Origin of the sequence: Kitasatospora sp. NPDC048194, from assembly GCF_043202455.1 — a bacterium.
In the GTDB taxonomy this organism is placed as follows: Bacteria; Actinomycetota; Actinomycetes; order Streptomycetales; family Streptomycetaceae; genus Kitasatospora.
In genome coordinates this window covers 128343-153901 of record NZ_JBIDAK010000005.1, presented here as the reverse complement: position 1 = coordinate 153901, position 25559 = coordinate 128343, and the positions used below count along the sequence as shown (strand labels likewise).

The window sequence follows — 25559 nt, the reverse complement described above, 5'->3', positions numbered from 1 at the left end:
CCGCCCTGGAATCCGCCGGGGAACCGCTTCGGACGTGTCGGGCGACGTTACGGGGTCGAGCGTACGGCAAGCCCGACCCCCCGCGTCGCCCCGGTGGCCCGGTTCAGCGGCGTTCCTGCTTGGCCTTGCACTGCACGCAGAGCGTGGCCCGGGGGAAGGCCTGCATCCGGGCCTTGCCGATGGCCTGCCCGCAGGACTCGCAGGTGCCGAAGCCGACGCCCTCGAGCCGCTCCAGGGCGCGCTCCGTCTGGGCGAGGCTGTCGCGCGCGTTGTTGGCGAGCGCCAGCTCGCTCTCCCGCGAGATGTTCTTCGTACCGGCGTCCACCTGGTCGTCGCCGGCTCCGTCGTTGGAGTCACGCATCAGGCCGGCGATGGCGGCGTCGGCGGCGTCGATCTCGCCGCGCAGCCGCTCCAGGTCGTTGATCAGCTCGTCGTGCAGCTCGTGGACCTCGTCGGCCGTCCACGGGTCCTCGCCCGGCCGGACCGGCAGCGTGGCCGGGTCGACGGCCTCGGCTCCGCGCGACGCGGTGACGGTGTCGGTGCTGCTCTGAGGTGCGGTAGTGGTCACGGTCCCCTCCCCTGGATCGGCCGCCACGGCCTTGCGTGCCCGCTTGGTGGCGGTACCCGCGCCGGTTGCCTTATCAGCCATGGCTTCGACCCCATCTACGAACGAATCGAGCCGCCGGTTCCCGGCGGCCTCCAGTGCCGGAACGATAATCCCGATCAAAACCGGTCACAACATGACATACCGACGCCTCACGATGATCCCACCCAGGCAGCCGCCCCAGCCGCCACGCCTCGCGCGACGAGAGACTTGTGCCCACCTCACCCCCGCCTAACCACCCCCGTCCGCGCACCCGCGGCCCCCGCCGGAAACGCTTTGGACAAACCGGCTCGCCCGGCCGATACACTGGCCCTGCAAGGCGCAGATGGGACGAGTACCGACGTACGCAGCCACCAGCGACCCGGGGACGGTGCGAGCCCGGGGGTGTGCACGGCGGGAAGATCACCCCGGAGCCGCCGGAAGAACGGCCACCGCCCAGCCGCGGCGGCCCAGTAGAACCGGCTGCAAGCCCAAACAAGAGGGCCGCAACGCACCACCGCGGCCAAGGAGGGTGGTACCGCGGGACGGCCGGTCCGTCTCGTCCCTCCGGAGGATCCAGTCCCAGCATCCGCCGGAGGTAGACGCCCGCGATGAGCTCCCAACCCGTCACCCACCACCACCCTTCCGACGACGCGCTGCGCGCGGCTCCGCTGTACCACCCCGTCCCGGCGCAGGTGGACCTGCCTGCCCTGGAGCACCAGATCCTGTCGTTCTGGCAGGACAACAAGATCTTCCAGCGCAGTCTGGAGCAGTCCGAGGGCCGCCCCGAGTGGGTCTTCTACGAGGGCCCGCCGACCGCCAACGGCATGCCCGGCGCCCACCACATCGAGGCCCGCGTCTTCAAGGACGTCTTCCCGCGCTACCGCACGATGAAGGGCTACCACGTCGCCCGCAAGGCCGGCTGGGACTGCCACGGCCTGCCCGTCGAGCTGGCCGTCGAGAAGGAGCTGGGCTTCTCCGGCAAGCAGGACATCGAGGCGTACGGCATCGCCGAGTTCAACGCCAAGTGCCGCGAGTCGGTGACCCGCCACACCGACGCCTTCTCCGAGCTGACCACCCGCATGGGGTACTGGGTCGACCTGGACGAGGCCTACCGGACGATGGACCCGTCGTACGTCCAGTCCGTCTGGTGGTCGCTCAAGCAGATCTTCGACAAGGGCCTGCTTGTCCAGGACCACCGGGTCGCCCCCTGGTGCCCGCGCTGCGGCACCGGGCTGTCCGACCACGAGCTGGCCCAGGGCTACGAGACGGTCGTCGACCCCTCGGTCTACGTCCGCTTCCCGCTCACCGGCGGCCCGCTGGCCGGCCGGGCGGCCCTGCTCGCCTGGACCACCACCCCGTGGACCCTGGTCTCCAACACCGCCCTCGCGGTCAACCCGGCGGTCACCTACGTGGTGGCCACCGACGGCGAGGAGCAGCTGGTCGTCGCCGAGCCGCTGCTGGCCAAGGCCCTCGGCGAAGGCTGGGAGACCACCGGCGAGTCCTTCACCGGCGCCGAGATGGAGCACTGGACCTACCAGCGCCCGTTCGAGTTGGTCGAGATCGAGGACGCCCACTTCGTCCTCAACGCCGACTACGTCACCACCGAGGACGGCACCGGCATCGTCCACCAGTCCCCCGCCTTCGGCGCGGACGACCTCGCGACCTGCCGCAAGTACGGCCTGCCAGTGGTCAACCCGGTGCTCGCCGACGGCACCTTCGCCCCCGAGGTCCCGCTGGTCGGCGGCCAGTTCTTCAAGAAGGCCGACGAGGCCCTGGTCGCGGACCTCAAGGAGCGCGGCCTGCTCTTCCGCCACGTGCCGTACGAGCACAGCTACCCGCACTGCTGGCGCTGCCACACCGCGCTGCTCTACTACGCGCAGCCGTCCTGGTACATCCGGACCACCGCCGTCAAGGACGCGCTGATCCGCGAGAACGAGGCCACCAACTGGTTCCCCGAGACGGTCAAGCACGGCCGCTTCGGCGACTGGCTGAACAACAACATCGACTGGGCGCTCAGCCGCAACCGCTACTGGGGCACCCCGCTGCCGATCTGGCGCTGCGAGGAGGGCCACCTGACCTGCGTCGGCTCGCTGGCCGAGCTGACCGAGCTGACCGGCACCGACCAGAGCGGCCTCGACCCGCACCGCCCGTTCATCGACGAGGTCACCTTCGCCTGCCGCGACTGCGGCGGCACCGCCACCCGCGTGCCCGAGGTGATCGACGCCTGGTACGACTCGGGCTCGATGCCCTTCGCCCAGTACGGCTACCCGTACCAGAACAAGGAGCTGTTCGAGAAGCGCTACCCGGCGCAGTTCATCTCCGAGGCGATCGACCAGACCCGCGGCTGGTTCTACACGCTGATGGCCGTCGGCACCCTGGTGTTCGACAGGAACAGCTACGAGAACGTCGTGTGCCTCGGCCACATCCTGGCCGAGGACGGCCGCAAGATGTCCAAGCACCTGGGCAACATCCTGCAGCCGATCCCGCTGATGGACCAGCACGGCGCCGACGCCGTGCGCTGGTTCATGGCGGCCGGCGGCTCGCCCTGGTCGGCCCGCCGGGTCGGCCACGGCACCATCCAGGAGGTGGTCCGCAAGACCCTCCTCACCTACTGGAACACCGTCGCCTTCCAGGCCCTCTACGCCCGCACCGCGAACTGGGCCCCCTCGGCCGGCGACCCGGCCCCGGCCGACCGCCCGCAGCTGGACCGCTGGGTGCTCTCCGAGCTGAACACCCTGGTCCGCGAGGTCGACGCGGCCTTCGAGGCGTACGACACCCAGCGCGCCGGCAAGCTGCTCTCCGGCTTCGTCGACGACCTCTCCAACTGGTACGTCCGCCGCGGCCGCCGCCGCTTCTGGCAGGGCGACGCGGCCGCGCTCGCCACCCTGCACGAGGCGCTGGAGACGGTCACCCGCCTGATGGCCCCGCTCACCCCGTTCATCACCGAGCGGGTCTGGCAGGACCTGGTCGTCCCGGTCGCCCCGGACGCCCCGGCCTCGGTGCACCTGGCCTCCTGGCCGGTCGCCGACGAGGCCCTGATCGACGCCGAACTCTCCCGGCACATGGCGCTGGTGCGCCGCCTGGTCGAGCTGGGCCGGGCCACCCGCGCCGAGTCCGGCGTGAAGACCCGCCAGCCGCTCTCCCGCGCGCTGGTCGCCGCCCAGGGGTGGGAGGAGCTGCCGGCCGACCTGCGCGCGCAGATCGCCGAGGAGCTCAACGTCTCCGCCCTGGAGTCCCTCGCCGAGGTCGGCGGCTCGCTCGTCGACACCAGCGCCAAGGCCAACTTCCGCGCCCTGGGCAAGCGTTTCGGCAAGGGCGTGCAGGACGTCGCCAAGGCGGTCGCCGCCACCGACGCCGCCCGCCTGGCCGCCGAGCTGCGCGCCGACGGCCGGACCTCGGTCGAGCTCGACGGCGAGACGATCACCCTCTCCCCCGATGAGGTGATCATCACCGAGACCCCGCGCGAGGGCTGGGCCGTCGCCAACGAGTCCGGCGCCACCGTCGCCCTCGACCTGGCCATCACCCCGGAGCTCAGGCGCCTCGGCATCGCCCGCGACGCCATCCGCCAGATCCAGGAGGCGCGCAAGAACTCCGGCCTGGACGTCGCCGACCGGATCGTCCTGCGCTGGCGGGCCACCTCCGAGGAGACCGCCGAAGCCATCGCCGAGCACGGCCCCCTCGTCGCCGAGGAGGTCCTCGCCACCGACTTCGCCGCCGGCGCGGCCGACTGGGACTCCGAGACCTTCAGCGACGAGTCCCTCGGCCTGGCCTTCCAGCTCCGCAAGGCCTGACCCGACCGACCGGACCGCCGCCGGGCTCCTGGGAGCCCGGCGGCGGTTCCGCGTTTCCCCGCCCCTCGCCGCCTGCCCCCGGGCACACGAAAGGGCGCCCCCTCACCGACCCGGAAGTCGGAAAGGAGACGCCCTCGAAAGGCCCTGCTACAACCTCAGTTGTCGCCGTCCTCGTCGATCAGGAAGCCCCGCATCGGCGCCGGAGCCTGCTGCATCGGCTGCGGCGGCTGCGGCCGGACGGCCGCCATCGGCTGGGTCATCCCGGCCGGCTGCATCTGCGGAGCGCCGCTGTTGCCGCCGGCGGTCTGGCCGCCGAAGCTCGGAGCCGAGCCGTTCCCGCCGAAGGAGCTCTGCCCGCCGAAGGACGGCGAGTTGCCACCGAACGACGGCTGGTTCCCACCGAAGGACGGTGCACCGGAGCTCATCGCGCCGGCCCCGGCCGGAGCCATCGACGAGGCCGCCGGCGGCAGCGACGCGGTGGCCGGGATCCGCGGCGGGGCGAGCGAGTCGTCGGCCTGCGACTCCAGCTGGCGCAGCTGGGTCTCCAGGTACGACTTCAGGCGCGTGCGGTACTCACGCTCGAACGCCCGCAGGTCCTCGACCTTGCGCTCCAGCGTGGCCCGCGCGGACTCCAGGGAGCCCATCGCGACGCGGTGCTTCTCCTGCGCGTCCCGCTCCAGGGCGTCGGCCTTGGCACGGGCGTCGCGCTCGAGGCCCTCGGCCCGGCTGCGCGCCTCGCCGACGATCTTGTTGGCCTCGGAGCGGGCCTCGGAGATCGCCTGGTCGGCGGTCTGCTGGGCGAGCGCCAGCACCCGCGCGGCGCTGTCGCCGCCGGGGCCCTGCTGCTGCATCGGGCCGCCCATGGGGCCGCCCATCTGCTGCGGACCGCCCATCGGGCCGCCCATCGGCTGCATCTGCTGCTGGCCCATGCCCTGGCCCATCGGGTTGCCCATCTGCTGCGGGCCACCGGGACCGCCCATGGGCTGGAGCATCTGACCGCCCATCGGCTGGACCAGCTGCTGCTGGCCGCCCATGGTCTGGTTCATCTGCTGCTGCGGGCCGCCCATCTGCTGGGGGCCACCCGGACCGGCCGGGAGCTGCGGGGCGCCGGAGGGCAGGCCGAGGGGCTGGTTGCCCATCTGCTGCTGCTGGGGACCGCCCGGGCCCATCTGCTGCGGACCACCGGGGCCCATCTGCTGCGGGCCGCCAGGGCCCTGCTGGCCGGGGACCGGCGGGCCGGATATGGCGGCCGGGACGGGCGCGGCCGGACGCGAGGCCTCCTGCGGAGGCTCCTTGCGCATGTTGGCCTGGTTCTGCGCGGCGGCGCGAGTGGCGGCGGCCAGCTTGGCCCGCAGGTCCTCGTTCTCCCGGAGGAGGCGGGTCAGCTCCGCCTCGACCTCGTCGAGGAAGGCATCGACCTCGTCCTCGTCATAGCCTTCACGCAGGCGGACGGTCGTGAACTGCTTGTTCCGAACGTCCTCGGGGGTCAATGGCATCTCTTCACCTCAACGTGATCGTCGGCACACCGGCATCCTGTCGCATCGCTCACCTACGACTAGGGGTGCACAAGCGAGATCAGGACATACACAATGATCATCAGTACGAAGAAGGACAGGTCGAGCGCCACGCCCCCGAAACGCAACGGCGGAATGAACCGCCGAAGAAGCTTGAGCGGCGGATCCGTGACAGTGTACGTGGCCTCCAGGACCAGGACCATGGCCTTGCCGGGCCGCCACGAACGCGCGAACTGGAAGACCCAGTCCATGACCAGTCGCACGAGCAGGAACACCAGGAAGACGGTCAGGGCGTAGTAGAGCACCGCCCACACGATGTCCATCGCGTTTCCCTCTCCCCGGTCCCCGGCCCTAGGGCCTTCCGCTCACACCTGTCGCCAACCACTGTCGATCAGATCCACACGTAAAGTCGTGGCCGGGTCAGCTCTGGTTGAAGAACCCACCCTCGGCGATCCGAGCCTTGTCCTCCGCCGTGACATCGACGTTAGCAGGCGACAGCAGGAACACCTTCTGTGTCACGCGCTCGATACTGCCGTGCAGACCGAAGACGAGTCCAGCGGCGAAGTCTACGAGCCGCTTCGCGTCGGTGTCGTCCATCTCGGTCAGATTCATGATCACGGGGGTCCCGCCGCGGAACTGTTCCCCGATGGTACGGGCCTCGTTGTAGGTTCGGGGGTGCAGCGTGGTGATGCGGTAGGGCTCTCGTTCGTTCACTACCTTGGGCATGATCACCGGGGAGCTCTTCTCCAGGTTGTGGCGGCGTTCGGGTGTGATGGACGACACGGGGGCCATCCTCGGGGACTCCTGCCGGATCGGCACCGCCGCCGGGACCGGCTGCGGCGTGATCGGGGAGACCGGAGCGGGTGCTGCTGCCGCGGCGGCCGGCCGGGGGATGTCCTCGGTCCGCTGCCCCGTACGGATCGGCTCGGGGTCCGCGTCGTAGTCGTCGTCGGGGTCGTACCCCTGGCCGTCGTACGTCTCGTCCTCCACGAGGCCGAGGTAGACCGCCATCTTGCGCATCGCGCCGGCCATGCTCCTGTCTCCTCCGCTCATGGCCACCTCGCTGGCGCTCGGTGGCTGATTCGCGAAGCGCACACCTTCTTGACGGTCGCTCGCTTCGCTCGCTCAGTGCGGACCGGTTCCGTCCCGGCGGCCGGGCCATGGCCCCGCCTGCGGATTCCGCGGTCCGCCCACGACGGCCCGTCAAGGCGACGCGCCGTCAGAGTTCGTGAGTGGGGGCCGCGGAACTGCGATCCACGGTCGCTAGCGCTCCGGAGAGCTGCTAGATTCTGTCCTATTTTGTCCTGCAGTCTGATCTACTTACCCGGTGACGTTACCCGAGGGGTGACCTCACTCCGAGTACCGCCGTTCCGACGCGCACATGTGTCGCCCCGGCGGCAATCGCCTGCTCAAGGTCACCGCTCATGCCTGCGGAGACCATGGTGGCAGCCGGATGGGCCGCCCGTACGCCGGTTGCGATTTCCGCCAGCCGGTCGAAGGCGCGGGCCGGGTCCCCGGCCAGCGGACCGGCCAGTGGAGCGACGGTCATCACACCGTCCAGGCGCAGCCCGGGCGCGTCCGCGATCGCGTCGGCGAGCACCGCGACCTCCTCGGGAGCGACCCCGGCCCGGTGCCCGCCCTCGCCGTGCTCCTTGTCCAGCGCCACCTGCACCAGGCAGCCCAGCTCCGGGCGCCCGGCCTTCAGCACCGCCGCCGAGAGCGACTCGACCAGCCGCAGCCGGTCCACCGAGTGCACGTGGTTCGCGTACCGGACGACCGATCGGGCCTTGTTGGTCTGCAGCTGTCCGACGAAGTGCCAGTTGAGAGGAAGGTTTCTGCACTGCTCCGCCTTGGGCGCGGCGTCCTGGTCGCGGTTCTCCGCGACGTCCGTGACCCCCAGCCCGGCCAGCAGTGCGGTGTCCTCGGCGGGGTAGGTCTTGGTGACGACGATCAGGGTGACGTCCCCGCGCCGGCGCCCGGCGGCCGCGCAGGCGTCCGCGATCCGGCGTTCGACCACGTCGAGGTTGGTGCCCAGCTCCTCGTACCGGGCTCGCTGGCCCTCCGTCAGCGACTCCAGCCAGCTGCGGTCGGGCGAGAACGGACCGGGGCCCGCCGGGAACGGTCCGTAGATGTCGTTCGTCATCAGTGATCAGAGCCCAACCAGACGTAGCTCGCGAGCCGGCCGGTGCGCTGCTCGCGGCGATAGGAGAAGTGGTCGACGGATTCGAGAGTGCAGACCGGTGACCGCACCAGCTCGGTGACCCCGGCCGCGGCCAGTTGGGCCGCGACCCCCGCCGGCACGTCCAGGGCCGGGGTCCCCCACGAGGTCTCGGCGTACGCTGCCGGGACGGCTTCGGTGACCTCGGCGCGCAGCGCCGCCGGCACCTCGTAGCATCGGCCGCAGACCGCGGGGCCGGTGGCGGCGGTGATCCGCGCCGGCTCGGCCCCCAGTGCGGCCATCGCCTCGACGACCGCGGGCACCACTCCGGCCGCCAGTCCGGGCCGGCCCGCGTGGGCCGCGCCCACGACGCCCGCCACCGGGTCGGCCAGCAGCACCGGGGTGCAGTCCGCGGTCAGCACCGCGAGTGCGAGCGGCCGGTCCGTGACCACCGCGTCCACCGCCGGGGCCTCCCCCGGCGGCTGGCGCCCGGTCACCACCGCGACCTCGGCGCCGTGCACCTGGTTCATCCACACCACGTCGGCCGGGTCCAGCCCCAGCTCCCGGGCGGCGATCGCCCGGTTCTCCCGGACGGCCTCCGGATCGTCCCCCACCGCGCCGCCGAGGTTGAGCTCCCCGTACGGCGAAGTGCTCACCCCGCCCCACCGGTCGGTGAAGGCGAAGTGAGCACCCGCGCGTACCGCGTGATCGATCACTTAAGGAAGTCCGGGACGTCGAGCTCCTCGGCCGGGCTCTCCACGAACGGCTGCCGGGTCGTCGGCTGCACCTGCGGCGGCACCGGGGCGGCGGAGGCCGTGGTGGCCGGGGTCTCGGCCGGACGCGACGCGCCCGAGGTCTCGCCCTCGGAGCGGGAGGTCACCGAACCGATGCTCCCGTACGAGGGGCGGCCGGCCGGGCGGTCCGGGGCGGCCGGCGGGGTGGCCGGGGTGGTGGACTTCACCACCGGGTCGCGCACGATGGCCGGCGGCTGGCCGCCGTCGAAGCCGGCCGCGATGACGGTGACCCGCACCTCGTCGCCGAGGGCGTCGTCGATGACCGCACCGAAGATGATGTTGGCCTCGGGGTGCGCGGCCTCGCTGACCAGCTGGGCCGACTCGTTGATCTCGAACAGACCGAGGTCGGAGCCGCCCGAGATGGACAGCAGCACGCCGCGGGCGCCGTCGATCGAGGCCTCCAGCAGGGGCGAGGAGATCGCCATCACGGCCGCGGCCTTGGCGCGGTCCTCACCGCGGGCCGAGCCGATGCCCATGAGCGCCGAACCGGCGTCCGACATGACGGACTTGACGTCGGCGAAGTCGAGGTTGATCAGGCCCGGGGTGGTGATCAGGTCGGTGATGCCCTGGACACCCGAGAGCAGGACCTGGTCCGCGGAGCGGAACGCGTCGAGCACGCTGACCTGGCGGTCCGAGATGGACAGCAGCCGGTCGTTGGGGATCACGATGAGGGTGTCGACCTCCTCGCGCAGGGCGGCGATGCCGTCCTCGGCCTGGTTGGCCCGGCGACGGCCCTCGAAGGTGAAGGGGCGGGTGACCACGCCGATGGTCAGGGCGCCCAGCGAGCGGGCGATGTTGGCGACGACGGGCGCGCCGCCCGTGCCCGTGCCACCTCCCTCGCCGGCGGTCACGAAGACCATGTCGGCCCCCTTGAGGACCTCCTCGATCTCCTCGCGGTGGTCCTCGGCCGCCTTGCGGCCGACCTCGGGATTGGCGCCGGCGCCGAGGCCCCGGGTGAGTTCACGGCCCACATCGAGCTTGACGTCGGCGTCGCTCATGAGGAGGGCCTGCGCATCGGTATTGATCGCGATGAACTCGACGCCCTTGAGACCGACCTCGATCATCCGGTTGATGGCGTTGACACCACCGCCGCCGATACCGACGACCTTGATGACTGCGAGGTAGTTCTGCGGTGCTGCCACGTCGAAGGCCTCTCGCCTCGAATTTCCGGGTCGGCCCGGCCCGGACGAGGGGCCGTACCGACGGATGTCGATGGGTAGGGAGCCTGGTTTCTGACTGAATGTCCGAAATGCCGACCGCCGACCCCAACCCTAAACTTGACCTTTAGGGTTAGTCCTGTGCCTCCGTCACATCACCAAGGGACACAGTCTGGTGACACAGGACACTAGGTGGCTCCGGGCACGCGTTTCAACGAACACGCCGAGCTTCCCTTTTTCTTTTGAGCCTATGTGATCATCGGCCGGCAATGGAAACCGGGGTGACCACCAAGGGTCGGGCCGACACTTCGAGGCGTCAACCCCTCCCCCCGGCAATGAATCTAGCGGATCACCCGGACACCGCCGGCGCCTCCGGCGCACTCACGTCGAAATTCGCGCCCTTCTGTGCCATCAGCGCCTGGAGCACCCTGGCCTTGCGGTCGTTCTGCTCGGGGCTCCCCCAGCGCACCGTCACACCCCCGCTGAGCTGCAGTTCGATGGCGTCGTAGGAGTGCACGAGGACCGCTCCGGTCCGCTTGGCGATCTCCGGCGGGAGCGCGGCGGCCACCGCCACCGCGCCCTGCACCAGCTGCGTCCGGGTGATCACCCCGGACGCGTCCTTCGCCTGCTGACTGAGCCGCAGCTCCACGACCGGCACGCCCTCCGGCGCGGCCGCCTCGGTGGCGAAGCTCACGCCGACGGCATCCACCTGGGTGAACTGGCCGTCCTCCCCCTTGACGGCGGCCACCGCGGTCCGCTGCACCACCTTGACCTGCAGGGTGTGCGGCCAGCCCCGCCAGACCTCGGCCTTGGCCACCCGGGGGATCGCCTCCACCCGGCGCGTGACCTGGTCCAGGTCCACCCGCGCCAGCGGCCCGTCGGCCAGCCCGCCCACCGCTTCGCGGACCTGGTCCGCCGTCAGCCTCCCGTCCCCCGCCCCCTGGACGGCGACGTCGCGCACGTCCAGCACCGAGGAGTAGAACACCAGCCAGGCCAGCCCGCCGAGCACCGCGGCGGCGAACGCGCCCAGCACCACGATGCCCCGCCGGGAGAGTCGCAGACGGGGAGCGGACTCCTCCTCCAGCTCCTCCTCCAGAGGGTCGGCGAGCCGGCCGTCAGCCACGGCGGAGGCCGCCCCGGTGCGCCTGGATCGCCTCGTACACCATGCCGACCAGCAGGTCGTCGGCGTCCCGGCGGCCGAACTCGGCCGCGGCCCGGCTCATGTCCCAGAGCCGCTGCGGGTCGGTGAGCACCGGCAGCACGTTCTGGAGCACCCAGTCCGGGGTCAGCTCGGCATCGTCCACCAGCAGGCCGCCGCCGGCCTTGACCATCGGCTGGGCGTTCAGCCGCTGCTCGCCGTTGCCGATCGGCAGCGGCACGAAGGCGGCGGGCAGGCCGACGGCGGCCAGCTCGGCCACCGTCATGGCGCCGGCCCGGCAGAGCATCAGGTCGGCGGCCGCGTAGGCGAGGTCCATCCGGTCGATGTACGGCACCGGGCGGTACGGCGGCATCCCGGGGACGTCCGCGACCTGCGGCAGCTCGTTCTTCGGGCCGACGGCGTGCAGGATCTGCACGCCGTACTGCTGCAGCCGCGGGGCGATCGCGGTGATCGTCTCGTTCAGCCGGCGCGCGCCCTGGGAGCCGCCGGAGACCAGCAGGGTGGGCAGCCGCTGGTCGAGGCCGAAGTACTGGCGGGCCTCCGGCCGGGTGGCGTTGCGGTCCAGGGTGGCGATGGTCCGGCGCAGCGGGATGCCGATGTACCGGGAGTCGCGCAGCTTGCTGTCCGGGGTGGAGACGGCCACGAAGTCGCTGTAGCGCGCGCCGATCTTGTTGGCCAGGCCGGGCCGGGCGTTGGCCTCGTGCACCACGATCGGCACGCCGGCCCGCTTGGCGGCCAGGTAGGCCGGCATCGCGACGTACCCGCCGAAGCCCACCACGGCGTCCGCGTTGACCCGCTCGATGATCTCCTGGGCGGCCCGGACGGTGCCGCGCAGCCGGCCGGGGACGGTGATCAGCTCGGGGGTGGGCTTGCGGGGCAGCGGGACGGCCGGGATGAGCTCCAGCTGGTAGCCGCGCTCGGGCACCAGCCTGGTCTCCAGACCGCGTTCGGTGCCCAGGGCGGTGATCCCGATGGAGGGGTCGTGCCTGCGGAGGGCGTCCGCGAGGGCCATGGCCGGCTCGATGTGACCGGCGGTCCCCCCGCCGGCGAGTACGACATGCACCGAAATTCACCGCTCCCTGCGTGCCGGCCCGGGGACCGGGCGCGCTGTGGTTCGTCGTCGTGGCAGCACCCGGGCCAGTCGCTTCCTGATCCGGGAGTTCTTGCTCCGGGCGGCCAGGGCCGCCTTCGCGCCCGAGGAACTGCGTGCCAGGCACAGCAGCACCCCGATCGCGGACATGGCCGACAGCATGGCGGATCCCCCGTAGGAGAACAGCGGGAGCGGGACGCCCGCGATGGGCAGCAGTCCCAGCGCCGACCCCAGGTTGATCATGGCCTGCGCCATGATCCAGGTGGTGGCGGCTCCCGCGGCGTACCTGACGAAGGGGTCCTTCGTGCCGATGGCCACACGGATACCCGCGTAGCCTAGTGCCGCGAAGAGACCGATCACCGACAGCGTCCCCACCAGGCCCAGTTCCTCGCCGGTCGCGGCGAAGATGAAGTCGGTGTGCGCCTCGGGCAGCTGGCCCCACTTCTCCACGCCCGCGCCCAGGCCGGTGCCGAAGCCGCCGCCGAGCGCGAAGGAGTACACGCCGTGCAGGGCCTGGAAGCAGGCGCCCGCCGGGTCGAGCTTGGTGACGCCGATGCAGCCGAGGCGCTCGGCGCGGTGCGGGACGGTGATCACCAGGGCGGTGCAGACCACGACCGCCACCCCGAGGGTGGCCACGAACAGCCGCAGCGGCGCGCCGACCATCCAGAGCAGCGCGAACACCATCGCCACCAGGATCATCGAGGTGCCCATGTCGCCGCCGATCATGATCAGCGCGAGCAGCAGCAGGGCGCCCGGGACCAGCGGCACCAGCAGGTGCTTCCAGGAGTTGAGGGTGCCCGTCCGCTGCTTGCGGGCGAGCAGGTCGGCGCCCCAGAGCACCAGCGCGAGCTTGGCGAACTCGGAGGGCTGGAACTGGAAGAACCCGAAGTCCAGCCAGTTCTGGTTGCCGTTGATCCGCACCCCGACGCCGGGCACGGCGACCAGCGCGAGGGCGCCGATCACCCCGAACATCACCGGGTAGACGATCACCCGCAGCACCGCCACCGGCACGGAGGCGAAGCCGATCAGCAGGACCAGTCCGAGGATGGCCGCGATCAACTGCTTCAGGAAGTAGTACTGCGCCGTGTGGTGCTGGTTCAGCGCCAGGATCTGCGAGGCCGAGAAGACCATCATCAGCCCCAGCACCACCAGCAGCAGGGTGGTGCCGACGACCAGCAGGTACGGCGTGAGCGGCCGGTCCAGCCAGTACCGCACCCGGGCCCGGAAGGCCCGCAGGCGGCCCAGCGGACCGGCCGACTTGTACTTGGTCGTGGTGGCGGAGATCACTCGCCACGGCTCGGCGGCGTCCTGCTTCGCTACGCCGGAATCCGCCCTGCCCTGCCCCGCCACCGCTCCCCGCTCCTTTTCATTGCGGCTCGTTCGCCTCCGGGCCGCTCCGACCCGACGCCGACGGTCGTCGCTCCGACGCCCCTCGTTCCTCGGGGCCTCCTCGCTTCTCCCTTTCGGCGTCGGCGCGGCCCTTCGACTCACTCCCCGAGGCGGTCCGCCAGCTCCCGCCCGCCGTCGGCGCGGCCCTTCGGCTCACTCCCCGAGGGGGTTCGCCAGCTCCCGGACGGCCGCCGCGAACAGGTCGCCGCGCTCGCCGTAGTCGGTGAACATGTCCATCGAGGCGCAGGCCGGGGCCAGCAGCACCGTGTCACCCGATCGGGCGAGCGACGCGGCCGCGCGAACCACCTCGGTCATCGCCACCGCGCCAGTCTGGCCCTCGGCCGCCTCGATCACCGGCACATCCGGAGCGTGTCGCTCCAGCGCCTCGCGGATCAGCGCCCGGTCCTGGCCCATCAGCACGACCGCGCGCAGCCGCTCGGCCGCGCCCTGGACCAGGTCGTCGAAGGTCGCGCCCTTGGCCAGACCGCCGGCGATCCAGACGATCGGCCGGTAGGCCGCCAGCGAGGCCGCCGCGGCGTGGGTGTTGGTGGCCTTGGAGTCGTCGACGTAGCTGACCTCGCGGACGACGCCGACCTCGGCGATCCGGTGCGCGTCCGGGCGGAAGGCGCGCAGGCCCTCCCGGACGGCCTTCGGTTCGACCCCGTAGGCCCGGGCCAGCGCCGCCGCGGCGAGCGCGTTGGCGATGTTGTGCGGGGCCGGGGGGTTCACGTCCTCGACGGCGCCCAGTTCGGCCGCGTTCTTCGCCCGGTCCTGGACGAAGGCGCGGTCCACCAGCAGGCCGTCCACCACGCCGAAGTTCGACGGGCTCGGCGCGCCGAGCCCGAAGCCGATCGCCCGGCAGCCCTCCTCGACGTCGGCCTCGCGGACCAGCGCCTCGGTGGCCGGGTCGGCCAGGTTGTACACGCAGGCGACGACGTTGCCCTCGTAGATCCGGCCCTTGTCGGCGGCGTACGCCTCCATCGAGCCGTGCCAGTCGAGGTGGTCGGGCGCCAGGTTGAGCACCGCCGCGGAGTACGGGCGCAGTGAGGGCGCCCAGTGCAGCTGGTAGCTGGACAGCTCGACGGCGAGCACGTCGTACGGCTCCTCGGCGAGCACCGCGTCCAGCACCGAGACCCCGACGTTGCCGACGGCGGCGGTGCGCTTGCCCGCCGCGGTGAGGATCGAGGCGAGCATCTGGACGGTGGTGGTCTTGCCGTTGGTGCCGGTGACGGCCAGCCAGGGCGCGGGCTCCCCGGTGCCCGGCAGGGGCTTGCGCAGCCGCCAGGCCAGCTCGACGTCGCCCCAGACGGGTACGCCGGCCGCCTCGGCGGCGACGAACAGCGGGCTGTCGGGGGCCCAGCCGGGCGAGGTCACGATCAGCTCGGTGCCCTCGGGCAGGCTCGCGCCGTCGCCCAGGCGCACGGTGACGCCCAGCGCCTCCAGCTCGGCGGCGCGGGCGGCCAGGCCCGGCCCGCTTCCGCCGTCCACGACGGTGACGCGGGCGCCGAGGCCGTGCAGGACGCGCGCGGCGCTGACGCCCGAGACGCCGAGTCCGGCGACGACGACGGGCAGGTCTGTGAAGTCGGTGTTGGTCATCCGGTCCGGTATCCCGCGTAGAAGAGGCCGAGGCCGACGGCCACGCAGAGGCCCTGGATGATCCAGAACCGGACCACGACCAGGACCTCGCTCCAGCCCTTGAGTTCGAAGTGGTGCTGCAGTGGCGCCATCTTGAAGACGCGCTTGCCGGTCATCCGGAAGGAGCCGACCTGGATGATCACCGACAGGGTGATGATCATGAAGAGGCCGCCGAGCAGGATCAGCAGCAGCTCGGTGCGGGAGCAGATCGCCAGACCGGCCAGGGCGCCGCCGAGGGCGAGCGAGCCGGTGTCCCCCATGAAGATCTTGGCGGGCGAGGTGTTCCACCACAGGAAGCCGAAGCAGGAGCCCATCAGGGCGGCGGCCACCACCGCGAGGTCCAGCGGGTCGCGGACGTCGTAGCAGGCGTTGGTGGCGGAGAAGAAGTAGGCGCAGCTCTGCCCGTACTCCCAGACGCCGATGAAGGTGTAGGCGCCGAAGGCCATCACCGAGGCGCCGGTGGCGAGGCCGTCCAGACCGTCCGTCAGGTTCACGCCGTTGGAGGTGGCGGCGATCATGAAGTAGGCGAAGATGACGAACAGCACCGGGCCGATCGACCACTTGAAGTCGCGCACGAAGGACAGCGACTGGGAGGCCGGGCTGAGCCCGCGGTCGTCGTGGAACTGCAGCGCGAGGATGGCGAACACCAGGCCGACGATGGACTGGCCGGCCAGCTTCGCCTTGGCCCGCAAGCCCAGCGAGCGGCGCTTGACCACCTTGATGTAGTCGTCCAGGAAGCCGACCAGGCCGAGGCCCGCGGTCAGGAAGAGCACCAACAGCCCGGAGGCGGTCGGGCTCTCGCCCGTTATCGCCTTCGTGCCGAAGTACGCGATCAGGGTCGCCAGGATGAAGGCGATGCCGCCCATGGTGGGCGTGCCCTTCTTGCTGTGGTGCGCCTTGGGCCCGTCGTCGCGGATGTACTGGCCGTAGCCCTGCCGGGCGAGCAGCTTGATCAGGGCGGGCGTGCCGACCAGCGAGAGGATCAGGCCGATCATCCCGGAGAAGAGGATCTGCTTCATCATCAGGCGGCACCGTCCGCCAGGAGGGCCTCGGCCACCTTCTCCAGCCCCACCGAACGGGACGCCTTCACCAGCACCACATCCCCCGGCCGCAGCTGACTGCGCAGCAGCTCGACCGCCGCGTCCGCGTCGGACACCAGCACCGACTCCTCACCCCACGAACCTTCGTTCCTCGCGCCGAGTTCCATGCAGGCCGCCTCGCGTCCGCCGACCGCCACCAGCTTGGTGATGTCCAGCCGGACGACGAGCCGCCCGATGGCGTCGTGCTCGGCCAGGCTGTCCTCGCCGAGCTCCCGCATCTCGCCGAGCACCGCCCAGGTACGGCGGCGCTCCGGACCGCGGCCGCCGATCGAGACCAGCGCCCGCAGCGCGGCCCGCATCGAGTCGGGGTTCGCGTTGTAGGCGTCGTTGACGACGGTGACACCATCGGCCCGGTCGACGACCTCCATGCGCCAGCGGGACAGCGCACCCGCCTCGCCCAGGGCTGCCGCGGTGTCGTCGACGGACATCCCGAGCTCCGTCGCCACCGCGGCGGCGGCGAGGGCGTTCGAGACGTGGTGCTCACCGTACAGGCGCAGTTGCACGGGCGCGGAACCGGCCGGGGTGGTGAGCGTGAACGATGGCCGTCCGGTGGCGTCCAGGCGAACGTCGGTCGCCCGGACGTCGGCGTCCGGGGACTCGCCGAAGTAGACCACCTTCGCCTTCGTCCGGGAGGCCATCGCGCGCACCAGCCGGTCGTCCGCGTTGAGGATCGCGGTGCCCTCGGCGGGCAGCGCCTCGACCAGCTCGCCCTTGGCCTCGGCGATCGCCTCCTTGGAGCCGAACTCGCCGACGTGGGCGGTGCCGACGTTGAGCACCAGGCCGATCCGGGGCGGGGTGATCGTGGTGAGGTACTGGATGTCCCCCTTGTGCCGCGCGCCCATCTCCATGACCAGGTGCCGGGTGCCGGCCTCGATCCGCAGCGCCGTCATCGGGTGGCCGATCTCGTTGTTGAGCGACCCGGGCGGGTAGACCGTCTCGCCGTGGCGCTGCAGCAGCTGGGCGATCAGGTCCTTGGTGCTGGTCTTGCCGGCCGAGCCGGTCAGTGCCACCACGGCGGTGCCCTCGGCGCGCGCGACCACGGCGCGGGCCAGCTTGCCGAGGGCCTCCACCACGCTGTCGACCAGGACGGCGGGCACGCCGACCGGGCGGGAGGCCAGCACCGCGACGGCGCCGGCCTCGATCGCCGTGGCGGCGTAGTCGTGGCCGTCCACGCGCTCGCCGACGAAGGCCGCGAACAGGCCGCCGGGGCTCACCTTCCGCGAGTCGACCTCGACCGGGCCGGTGACCAGGACGTCCGGGTCCGCGCCGTCCAGGGTGCCTCCGACTGCGGCGGCCACCTCGGCGAGGGTCAGTGCGATCACTGCTGCTCTACTCCTCGGTCGCCCCGGGCGGCCGTGGTCCGCGCGATGGATTCGCGCAGCACCTCCCGGTCGTCGAAGGGGCGGATCTCGTCTCGTACGTACTGGCCGAGCTCGTGGCCCTTGCCGGCCACCAGCACGGTGTCCCCCGCCCGGGCTCGGGCGATCGCGAGCTGGATCGCCTCGGCCCGGTCGGGGACGACCAGGACGGCACCGCGCTCGGCCTCGGGCACCGCGGCGGCGCCGGTCAGCATGCTGGCGAGGATCGCCAACGGATCCTCGCTGCGCGGGTTGTCACTGGTCAGCAGGGCGGTGTCGGCGAGCCGGGCGGCGATGTCGCCCATCGGGCCGCGCTTGTGCGGGTCGCGGTCGCCGCCGCAGCCGACGACCACGTGCAGCCGGCCCTTGGTGACCTCGCGCAGCGAGGCGAGGACGGCCCGCAGGGCGTCCGGCTTGTGCGCGTAGTCCACGACCGCGACGAACGGCTGCCCGGCGTCCACCCGCTCCAGCCGGCCCGGCACGCCGGGGACGGCGGCGACGCCGGCCACCGCCCGGTCCAGCGGCAGCCCGGCGGCGACCAGCAGGGTGATCGCGGCCAGCGCGTTGGCGACGTTGAACGGCCCCGGCAGCGGGACCGAGGCGTCGGCCTCGGCGCCGTCCGGCCCGAGCACCCGGAAGGTCGAGCCGACCGGGCCGAGCTGGACGTCCACGGCCCGCCAGTCGGCCTCGGCGGCGCCGGTGGCGGAGAAGGTGGTCACCGGGATCTTGGCCTCGGCGGCGAGCCGGCGGCCGTACTCGTCGTCCAGGTTGACCACGCCGTGGCGGGACTTGCCGGGCTCGAACAGCCGGGCCTTCGCCTGGAAGTAGTCCTCCATGTCCGGGTGGAAGTCGAGGTGCTCGGGGGTGAGGTTGTTGAACAGCGCGACGTCGTACACCACCCCGTCGGTGCGGCCGAAGACCAGGGCGTGGCTGGAGACCTCCATGGTCACGGCGTCGGCACCGCGCTCGGCCATCACGCCGAGGATCGCGTGCAGGTCGGTGGCCTCGGGGGTGGTGCGCTCGCTCTTGATCCGCTCGTCGCCGACCCGCATCTCCACGGTGCCGATCACGCCGGGGTTGCGCCCGGCCCCGCGCAGACCGCCCTCGACCAGGTACGAGGTGGTGGTCTTGCCGTTGGTGCCGGTCAGCCCGACCATCAGCAGCCGCTCGGACGGGTGGCCGTAGACGATCGCGGCCAGCTCGCCCATCCGGGCCCGCGGCCGGTCGACGACCAGCAGCGGCAGACCGGTGGACGCGGCCAGCTCGGCGCCCGCGGCGTCGGTGAGCACGGCCACCGCGCCGGCGTCGGCGGCCTTGGCCGCGAAGGCCGCGCCGTGGTGGTTGGCACCGGGGAAGGCCACGTACACGTCACCCGGGCGCACCGCGCGGGAGTCGTGGGTGACACCGGTGACGGCGCCGCCCTCGACGGGCGGCAGGCCCAGCCGTGCGGCCAGCTCGGCGAGCGGCAGGGCGGCGGTCCCGGTCGGGCGGGGCGGACTCACGGTGGTTTGATCGGGTTTCGGCACGGCGGGAAGGCTATCCGCCGAAGGGTGCCCAGGGCCAAACCGGGCCTTCGCGGCGTCGTCGGCCCCACCGGCCCGCTGATCGGTCATGCTCGGCTCACGGCTTCCACTCGACGGGCAGGTTGGGCGCCTGGCTGCCGCTCGGCGGCACCTGCATGGTCTTCAGGGTGAACTCCATCACCTGCTTGAACACCGGCCCGCACAGCTGGCCGCCGAAGTGGCCGTTGACCGGGCCCTGGAGGGTGCAGGAGACGGTGTAGCGGGGGGCGTCGGCCGGGGCGAAGCCGATGAAGGAGGCGGTGTAGCCGTCGTAGCCGACCCCGTTGGCGGCCCCCCGGTTGGCGGTACCGGTCTTGCCGGCGACCCGGTAGCCGGGGATGGCGGCCTTGCCGCCGGTGCCCTGCTCGTCGTCGACGACCGACTCCAGCATCGAGGTGAGCGTCTTCGCGGTCTGCTCGCTGACCACCCGGGTCTGCTCGCCCGGCGGGGTCGGGGTGAACTTGCCGTCCGGCCCGGTGACCCCCTGGACGATGCTGGGCGCGACCCGCACCCCGCCGTTGGCGATGGTCGAGTACACCGAGGTGGCCTGCAGCGCGTTCATCTGCAGCGGGCCCTGGCCGAAGGAGATGTTGTACTTCTCCGAGGCGACCAGGTCCTCGGGCTTCTTGAGCATCCCGGAGGTCTCCCCGGGGAAGTTCAGGCCGGTCGGCTGGGCCACGCCGAACTTGCGCAGGTAGCCGTCCAGCACCTGGTTGGCCTTCAGCTGGTCGCCGTCGCCGAGGGTCTCCACGGCCTCGATGGTGCCGATGTTGGAGGACTTGGCGAGCACTCCGGCCAGGGTCAGGTACCAGTCCCCGTGCTCCACGTCGTCCTTGAACTGCTGGCCGGCCCGGACCAGCCGGTTCGGCACGGTGACCTTGGTGTCCCAGTTCGCCTTGCCGGAGTCCAGGACGGCCGCCAGGCTCATCAGCTTGGCGGTGCTGCCCGGCTCGTAGGCGTCCTGGAGGGCGGGGTTGCCGAGCTGGGGCTGCTTGGACAGGCCCAGGTCGTTGGGGTTGAAGCCGGGGGCGGTGGCCATCGCGAGGACCTGACCGGTCTTCACGTCCTGGACCACGACGTAGCCCTTCTCCGCGCCCGAGTTGGCCACCTGGTCGGTGATCGCCTTCTGGGCGGCCCACTGGATGTCCCGGTTGATGGTGAGCTTGACGTCGCTGCCCGGCACGGCCTCGTCGGTCGAGCCCCCGGCGGTGGGCACCAGCCGGCCGCCCGCCTGGGCGTAGCTGCTGTGGCCGTCCTTGCCGGCCAGCAGCTTCTGGTACTGCAGCTCCAGCCCCCCGGCGCCGGCGCCGTCCCCGTTGACGAAGCCGACCAGGTTGGCGGCCAGCCCGTCGGCGGGGTAGATCCGCTTCTGGGTCTCCTGGTTGAACACCCCGGCCAGCGGGTTGGCGCACTCGTTGTCCACCCGGGTGCGGCCGCCCTGGTCGGCGGGCTTGCCGAGCAGCTTCCGCTGGGCCTGGCAGGCCCGGGAGCCGGCCTGCTTCTCCAGGGTGGACTTCAGGTCGCTGATCTGGTTCCGGGCGGCCGGGGTCTGCTGGGCGGCGAGCCGCTTGTAGCGGCTCTTCGGGGTGTGCAGGTCGGCCGCGATCCGCTCCTTGGGCACGCCGAGGATCGGCGACAGCAGGGCGGCCGCCTGCTCCGGCGCGTCCGGGATGCCGGTCGCCGCCGGGGTGAACATCGCCGGGTCCGCGGTGATGTCGTACGCGTCGACGGTGGCCGCCAGGGCGACCCCGTCGGACGACGTTATCGAGCCGCGCTCGGCGGTGATCGGGATGTTCAGGTAGCGGTTGGTGTTGGCGTCGGCGGCCAACGCGTCGGCGTCGACCAGCTGGAGCTGCACCAGGCGCCCGGCGAAGACGGAGAACACCAGGGACAGCACCACGGTGATCACCCGCAGCCGGCGCCTCGGCTCCGCCAGTTTCAGCGCCTTGGGGCGGTGCGGCGGGCGCGGCTTCGGCCGCACCGCCGCCTGGCTGCGGACCGGCGGACGGCCCTCGGGGCGGCGCTGCTGCGGCGCACGGGGCGTCCGGGCGGCGGCCCTGGCGGGCTGGGCCTTGGCCGACTGCCCACGTGCTCCCTGGCCCTTGGCGGGCTGTTTGGCGCCCTGTCCCTTGGCGGGCTGCCCCTTCGCGGGCGCGGCAGGCCGGGGCGCAGCCGGGCGCGGAGGCTGACGGCGGCCCGAGCCCGAGCCGGACGGCTGACGGGGTGCGGTCATCGCTTGGCACCTCCCGGCGGCGGCGAGACCGGGTTGAGCTGGATCACCGAGTCACCGGCCGAGGCCGCCGGGGTCGGCGACGGCGCCGGGGCCGCCGGGGTGGCGGGCTGGGCGCCGGGCTGCGGCGAGGTCTGGGGGGCGGACGGCGCCGACGGCTGGGCGGAGGGCGTCGGTGCGGCCGGTGCGCCCGGGGAGGCCTTGGTCGGCCACGGGTCGACCGTCGACTTGCGCACCGGCGGGCTGTCCTGCGCCGGCCCGGGCGTGCCGACCACCTTGCCGCCGCCCGGTACGTCCAGGAAGGCCATCCCGCCGGCCGGGACCATGCCCAGCTCGGCGGCCCGCTTGGCCAGTGCGTCCGGGGCCGAGCTCTGGTCGATCTCCAGTTGGAGGCTCTGCTGCTCGTCGGTCGCCTTGGTGGTCTGCTTCTGCAGCCTGGACAGCTCGAAGGAGCCCTCGTTGAGCGCGGTGTTCAGTGCCAGCAGCCCGAACAGGCCGCCGGCCAGCAGCACCACCACGAGCACGGCGAACGGCGTGCGCCCCCGCACGGGGCGCCGCCCCGGCCGGACCGTGATCCGTGCCCTGCCCTGCCCGGGGAGTCCTCCCCGCCCCGCCCGGACCTCACCGGCCACCGGCCCCACTGTTCTCCTCCGCCCTTCGGACCCCGCCGGGCCTCAGCCCCGCCTGCCTCGGTCCCTGATCCTCTCCGCCACCCGCAGCCGCACGGGCGCGGCGCGCCGGTTCTCCTCGATCTCCTCGTCGGTGGCCAGTTCGGCACCGCGGGTGATCAGTTTGAGCCAGGGCTGGTGCTCCTCCGGCACGAACGGGAGCCCCGGCGGGGCGGTGCTGGTCGCCCCGGCGGCGAAGTACTGCTTCACCAGCCGGTCCTCCAGCGACTGGTAGGACATCACCACGATCCGGCCGCCGACCGCCAGGGCGTCCAGCGCCCCGGGGATCGCCCGGTCCAGGACCTCCAGTTCGCCGTTGACCTCGATCCGCAGCGCCTGGAAGGTCCGCTTCGCCGGGTTCCCGCCGGTGCGACGGGTCGCCGCCGGGATGGCGCCCCGCACCAACTCGACCAGACGCGCGCTGTTGGTGAACGGTTCCTTCGCGCGTTCCCGGACGATCACCGAGGCGATCTTCCCGGCGAACCGCTCCTCGCCGTAGACCTTGAGGATGCGTGCGAGGTCGCCGTGGCTGTAGGTGTTCAGCACCTCCGCCGCGCTGATCCCCCGGGACTGGTCCATCCGCATGTCCAGCGGCGCGTCCTGGGCGTAGGCGAAGCCGCGGTCGGCCTCGTCCAGCTGCATGGAGGAGACGCCGAGGTCGAAGAGGATGCCGTCGACCCGGTCGATGCCCAGGCGTTCCAGCACCTCGGGGATCTCGTCGTACACGGCGTGCACCAGGGTGGCCCGGTCGCCGAAGGGGGCCAGCCGCTCGCCGGACAGCTTCAGCGCCTGCGGGTCGCGGTCCACCGCGATCAGCCGGACCTCCGGGAACTGGGTGAGCAGCGCCTCGCTGTGGCCGCCGAGCCCGAGGGTCGCGTCCACCACCACGGCACCGGGGCGCGAGATCGCCGGGGCGAGCGCGTCCATGCACCGCTGCAGCATCACCGGTACGTGCTTGGGGCCCGGTTCGTTGGTGGTCATGCGCGGTGGCGCCCTTCCTCGGTGCGGAGCAGCCCGACGTCCGGGAGCTCCGGCCATTCTCGCCCACCGTCCCCCGGCACGACGACGCGGCCCGTGGTCCCCGCCCGCTCAGGGGGAAGGTCGTGACCGCCCGGCGCCGGGGAAGGTGCGCCAGGTGGGCACGGAGCGGGTGGAGGCCACGAGCCGCATCGGCCGGGCCGCACCGGCCGGTTGGGCCCGGTTGACGGACTCCGGCGGGTGTGCTCCACTGCGCCGCAACTCTATCGCGCGGGCCCCCTCAGTCAATGGTCCGCTCCGGCGCACCACCCGGGCGGCGGTACGGATCACCGCAGGTCGCGGCCGTGGAGACGGTCCGGTGCGGGCGCCGGCGGGGGCCCTCGCCGGCCGTCGCGCGCCCCTTCGAGCGGCCGGGTCCGGCCCCGCTCCGGGACCAGCCGGGACAAACCCTCCCGTTGTCGCTATGCGCTCGATCACAGCCGCCGGTTCTGTAGCTCCCGACCCCACCGGCCGGCCGCGGACGGCACTAACGTCGCCGGCATGACAGTGACTCCCGACCGGCCCACGGCGAACGACGCTGCCGACACCACCCGACCCGACATCATCGACCGTTTCGTGACGGCCAACCGCGCGTACGCGGTGACCTTCCGGGACGGCGGCATGGACGCCCGCCCGGTGCAGAGGATCGCCGTGGTGGCCTGCATGGACGCCCGCCTCGACCTGTTCGCGGCGCTCGGCCTCGAGCTGGGCGACGCCCACGTCATCCGCAACGCGGGCGGCGTGGTCACCGACGACACCATCCGGTCCCTGACCATCAGCCAGCGGGCCCTCGGTACCCGCTCGATCGCCCTGATCCACCACACCGGCTGCGGCCTGCTCGGCCTCACCGAGGACTTCCGCCGCGAGCTGGAGCTCGAGGTCGGCCAGCGCCCGCAGTGGGCGGTCGAGTCCTTCGTCGACCTGGACGGCGACGTCCGCCAGTCCATGCAGCGGGTGCGCACCTCGCCGTTCCTGCCGCACACCGACGACGTCCGCGGCTTCGTCTTCGACGTCCACACCGGCCTGCTGCGCGAGATCCACTAGCCGGCTCGCCCGGGCCCCGGCGCCCCGCCCGGTCACCGCCGTGCGGCATTCGGGGCCGGCCGAATGGTGACTTCCGCCCGTCCCCCGGGGGAGAATGCGCCTGCCGGTCGGACCCCGAACCACCTGGGGCGGCCGGGCCGCAGGCCGCCACCCCGGCACCGGATCCGCCGTCGGAACCGCCCCCGGGACGGCCGCGTCAAGCATGGGGTGGGGTCCGGCCTCGGTGAGGCGGGCGCAGCGTGCCAGGGAGCGTAAACGGGTGACGAGCTACAACGATCAGGCCGGTCTCGGCAGTCCTGCGGGGGGCGACCAGAGGGCGAACGGGTACCGCCAGGTCGGGCTCCCCGAGCTCGCCGCCGTCGTGGACCGGGTCCGCGGCAACATCGAGAGCGTGATCGAGGGTAAGCCGGAGGCCGTCCGGATCGCCCTGACCGTCCTGCTCGCCGAGGGCCACCTGCTGTTGGAGGACGTCCCCGGCGTCGGCAAGACCATGCTGGCCAAGGCGCTCGCCCGCTCGGTCGACTGCACCGTGCGCCGCATCCAGTTCACCCCGGACCTGCTGCCCTCGGACGTCACCGGCACCAACATCTACGACCAGCAGCAGCACGACTTCGAGTTCCGCCCGGGCGCGATCTTCGCCCAGATCGTGGTGGGCGACGAGATCAACCGCGCCTCGCCCAAGACCCAGTCCGCACTGCTGGAGTCCATGGAGGAGCGCCAGGTCACCATCGACGGCACCAGCTACGAGCTGCCCTCGCCGTTCATGGTCGTGGCCACCCAGAACCCGGTCGAGATGGAGGGCACCTACCCCCTCCCCGAGGCCCAGCGGGACCGCTTCATGGCCCGCATCTCGATCGGCTACCCCAGCGCCGAGGCCGAGTTCGCGATGCTCGACGTGCACGCCGGCGCCAACCCGCTGGCCGACCTGCAGCCCGTCGCCCACGCCGCCGACATCCTCAAGCTCATCGACCTGGTCCGCACCGTGCACATCGCCGACCCCGTCCGTCGCTACGCCGTCGACCTGGTCGCCGCCACCCGCACCAGCCCCGAACTGCGGCTGGGCGCCTCGCCGCGCGCCACCCTGCACCTGGTCAGGGCCGCCCGGGCCGCCGCGGCGCTGGACGGTCGCGACTACGTCACCCCGGACGACATCCAGCGCCTGGCCGTCCCGGTCCTCGCGCACCGGCTGATGCCGACCGCCGAGACCCAGCTGAGCCGCCGCACCTCCGAGCAGATCGTGGCCGACCTCGTGGCCCGGCTGCCGCTGCCGCGTCCGCAGGGCGGCCCGGCCGTCCGGAGGGGCTGAG

Annotated in this window: 20 protein-coding genes; 3 read left to right on the top strand and 17 right to left on the bottom strand. The window is 72.4% G+C overall.

The genetic code is table 11. From position 1 onward, the window contains the following. Positions 1 to 103: 103 nt before the first annotated feature. Positions 104 to 568: a TraR/DksA family transcriptional regulator gene (locus ACGF07_RS09265; protein WP_350748941.1), complete on the bottom strand. Its 465-nt coding sequence runs from the start codon at positions 566 to 568 to the stop codon at positions 104 to 106. A 626-nt stretch (positions 569 to 1194) separates the two neighbouring features. On the opposite strand from ACGF07_RS09265, the gene ileS reads away from it, so the two are divergent. Then, the gene (ileS, locus tag ACGF07_RS09260; RefSeq protein ID WP_392896848.1) at positions 1195 to 4377 is read left to right on the top strand and encodes an isoleucine--tRNA ligase; all 3183 of its coding nucleotides are present in this window, start codon (positions 1195 to 1197) and stop codon (positions 4375 to 4377) included. Between the two features lie 155 nt (positions 4378 to 4532). Here ileS and ACGF07_RS09255 read toward each other — a convergent pair whose 3' ends face one another. The 16 genes from ACGF07_RS09255 to rsmH form a co-directional block, all read right to left on the bottom strand. Beyond that, on the bottom strand, positions 4533 to 5873 hold the full coding sequence (locus ACGF07_RS09255; RefSeq protein WP_392896846.1) for a DivIVA domain-containing protein: 1341 nt from the start codon (positions 5871 to 5873) through the stop codon (positions 4533 to 4535). A 59-nt stretch (positions 5874 to 5932) separates the two neighbouring features. Then, positions 5933 to 6214 (bottom strand): YggT family protein, encoded by a 282-nt coding sequence (locus ACGF07_RS09250; RefSeq protein ID WP_030282903.1) that lies wholly within the window; start codon positions 6212 to 6214, stop codon positions 5933 to 5935. 97 nt (positions 6215 to 6311) lie between these two features. Then, positions 6312 to 6923 carry a cell division protein SepF gene (locus ACGF07_RS09245; protein ID WP_350743435.1) on the bottom strand — a complete coding sequence of 204 codons (612 nt, stop codon included), beginning with the start codon at positions 6921 to 6923 and terminating at the stop codon, positions 6312 to 6314. 301 nt (positions 6924 to 7224) lie between these two features. After that, positions 7225 to 8034, bottom strand: coding sequence for a YggS family pyridoxal phosphate-dependent enzyme (locus tag ACGF07_RS09240; RefSeq protein ID WP_392896844.1), 810 nt, complete (start codon positions 8032 to 8034; stop codon positions 7225 to 7227). Then, entirely contained in the window at positions 8034 to 8765 is a 732-nt protein-coding gene (gene pgeF, locus ACGF07_RS09235; protein ID WP_392896842.1) for a peptidoglycan editing factor PgeF, read from the bottom strand. The genes ACGF07_RS09240 and pgeF overlap by 1 nt, the downstream gene beginning before the upstream one ends. Further along, complete coding sequence (gene ftsZ / locus ACGF07_RS09230) at positions 8762 to 9985, bottom strand: cell division protein FtsZ (RefSeq protein WP_392896840.1); 1224 nt, start codon at positions 9983 to 9985, stop codon at positions 8762 to 8764. The genes pgeF and ftsZ overlap by 4 nt, the downstream gene beginning before the upstream one ends. 364 nt (positions 9986 to 10349) lie before the next feature. Further along, complete coding sequence (locus ACGF07_RS09225; RefSeq protein ID WP_392896839.1) at positions 10350 to 11123, bottom strand: cell division protein FtsQ/DivIB; 774 nt, start codon at positions 11121 to 11123, stop codon at positions 10350 to 10352. Further along, entirely contained in the window at positions 11116 to 12222 is a 1107-nt protein-coding gene (gene murG, locus ACGF07_RS09220) for an undecaprenyldiphospho-muramoylpentapeptide beta-N-acetylglucosaminyltransferase (RefSeq protein WP_392896837.1), read from the bottom strand. The genes ACGF07_RS09225 and murG overlap by 8 nt, the downstream gene beginning before the upstream one ends. A 6-nt stretch (positions 12223 to 12228) precedes the next feature. Then, on the bottom strand, positions 12229 to 13599 hold the full coding sequence (ftsW, locus tag ACGF07_RS09215; RefSeq protein WP_392896835.1) for a putative lipid II flippase FtsW: 1371 nt from the start codon (positions 13597 to 13599) through the stop codon (positions 12229 to 12231). 192 nt (positions 13600 to 13791) lie between these two features. Further along, positions 13792 to 15234: a UDP-N-acetylmuramoyl-L-alanine--D-glutamate ligase gene (gene murD / locus ACGF07_RS09210; protein ID WP_392896833.1), complete on the bottom strand. Its 1443-nt coding sequence runs from the start codon at positions 15232 to 15234 to the stop codon at positions 13792 to 13794. Continuing rightward, positions 15231 to 16292: a phospho-N-acetylmuramoyl-pentapeptide-transferase gene (mraY, locus tag ACGF07_RS09205; RefSeq protein ID WP_350743470.1), complete on the bottom strand. Its 1062-nt coding sequence runs from the start codon at positions 16290 to 16292 to the stop codon at positions 15231 to 15233. The genes murD and mraY overlap by 4 nt, the downstream gene beginning before the upstream one ends. Before the next feature lie 2 nt (positions 16293 to 16294). After that, the gene (murF, locus tag ACGF07_RS09200) at positions 16295 to 17695 is read right to left on the bottom strand and encodes a UDP-N-acetylmuramoyl-tripeptide--D-alanyl-D-alanine ligase (RefSeq protein WP_350743449.1); all 1401 of its coding nucleotides are present in this window, start codon (positions 17693 to 17695) and stop codon (positions 16295 to 16297) included. Further along, positions 17692 to 19257, bottom strand: coding sequence for a UDP-N-acetylmuramoyl-L-alanyl-D-glutamate--2,6-diaminopimelate ligase (locus ACGF07_RS09195; RefSeq protein ID WP_392896831.1), 1566 nt, complete (start codon positions 19255 to 19257; stop codon positions 17692 to 17694). Before ACGF07_RS09195 ends, murF begins: the two co-directional genes overlap by 4 nt. 94 nt (positions 19258 to 19351) lie before the next feature. Beyond that, positions 19352 to 21526 (bottom strand): peptidoglycan D,D-transpeptidase FtsI family protein, encoded by a 2175-nt coding sequence (locus ACGF07_RS09190; RefSeq protein WP_392896829.1) that lies wholly within the window; start codon positions 21524 to 21526, stop codon positions 19352 to 19354. Then, entirely contained in the window at positions 21523 to 22071 is a 549-nt protein-coding gene (locus ACGF07_RS09185) for a cell division protein FtsL (protein WP_350743455.1), read from the bottom strand. The genes ACGF07_RS09190 and ACGF07_RS09185 overlap by 4 nt, the downstream gene beginning before the upstream one ends. A 126-nt stretch (positions 22072 to 22197) precedes the next feature. Further along, complete coding sequence (rsmH, locus tag ACGF07_RS09180) at positions 22198 to 23172, bottom strand: 16S rRNA (cytosine(1402)-N(4))-methyltransferase RsmH (RefSeq protein ID WP_392896827.1); 975 nt, start codon at positions 23170 to 23172, stop codon at positions 22198 to 22200. Between the two features lie 537 nt (positions 23173 to 23709). Here rsmH and ACGF07_RS09175 point away from each other — a divergent pair. Next, positions 23710 to 24252, top strand: a complete 543-nt coding sequence (locus ACGF07_RS09175) for a carbonic anhydrase (protein WP_350743459.1) — start codon at positions 23710 to 23712, stop codon at positions 24250 to 24252. Between the two features lie 259 nt (positions 24253 to 24511). Then, positions 24512 to 25558 carry an AAA family ATPase gene (locus ACGF07_RS09170; RefSeq protein WP_392896825.1) on the top strand — a complete coding sequence of 349 codons (1047 nt, stop codon included), beginning with the start codon at positions 24512 to 24514 and terminating at the stop codon, positions 25556 to 25558. Position 25559 lies beyond the last annotated feature (1 nt).

Excerpts from the sequence above, each read along its gene's own strand:
- ileS (WP_392896848.1), top strand. The coding sequence starts at position 1,195 with ATGAGCTCCCAACCCGTCACCCACCACCACCCTTCCGACGACGCGCTG.
- ACGF07_RS09255 (WP_392896846.1), bottom strand. The coding sequence starts at position 5,873 with ATGCCATTGACCCCCGAGGACGTTCGGAACAAGCAGTTCACGACCGTC.
- ACGF07_RS09250 (WP_030282903.1), bottom strand. The coding sequence starts at position 6,214 with ATGGACATCGTGTGGGCGGTGCTCTACTACGCCCTGACCGTCTTCCTG.
- ACGF07_RS09245 (WP_350743435.1), bottom strand. The coding sequence starts at position 6,923 with ATGGCCGGCGCGATGCGCAAGATGGCGGTCTACCTCGGCCTCGTGGAG.
- ACGF07_RS09240 (WP_392896844.1), bottom strand. The coding sequence starts at position 8,034 with ATGACGAACGACATCTACGGACCGTTCCCGGCGGGCCCCGGTCCGTTC.
- murD (WP_392896833.1), bottom strand. The coding sequence starts at position 15,234 with ATGACCAACACCGACTTCACAGACCTGCCCGTCGTCGTCGCCGGACTC.
- mraY (WP_350743470.1), bottom strand. The coding sequence starts at position 16,292 with ATGAAGCAGATCCTCTTCTCCGGGATGATCGGCCTGATCCTCTCGCTG.
- ACGF07_RS09190 (WP_392896829.1), bottom strand. The coding sequence starts at position 21,526 with ATGACCGCACCCCGTCAGCCGTCCGGCTCGGGCTCGGGCCGCCGTCAG.
- rsmH (WP_392896827.1), bottom strand. The coding sequence starts at position 23,172 with ATGACCACCAACGAACCGGGCCCCAAGCACGTACCGGTGATGCTGCAG.
- ACGF07_RS09175 (WP_350743459.1), top strand. The coding sequence starts at position 23,710 with ATGACAGTGACTCCCGACCGGCCCACGGCGAACGACGCTGCCGACACC.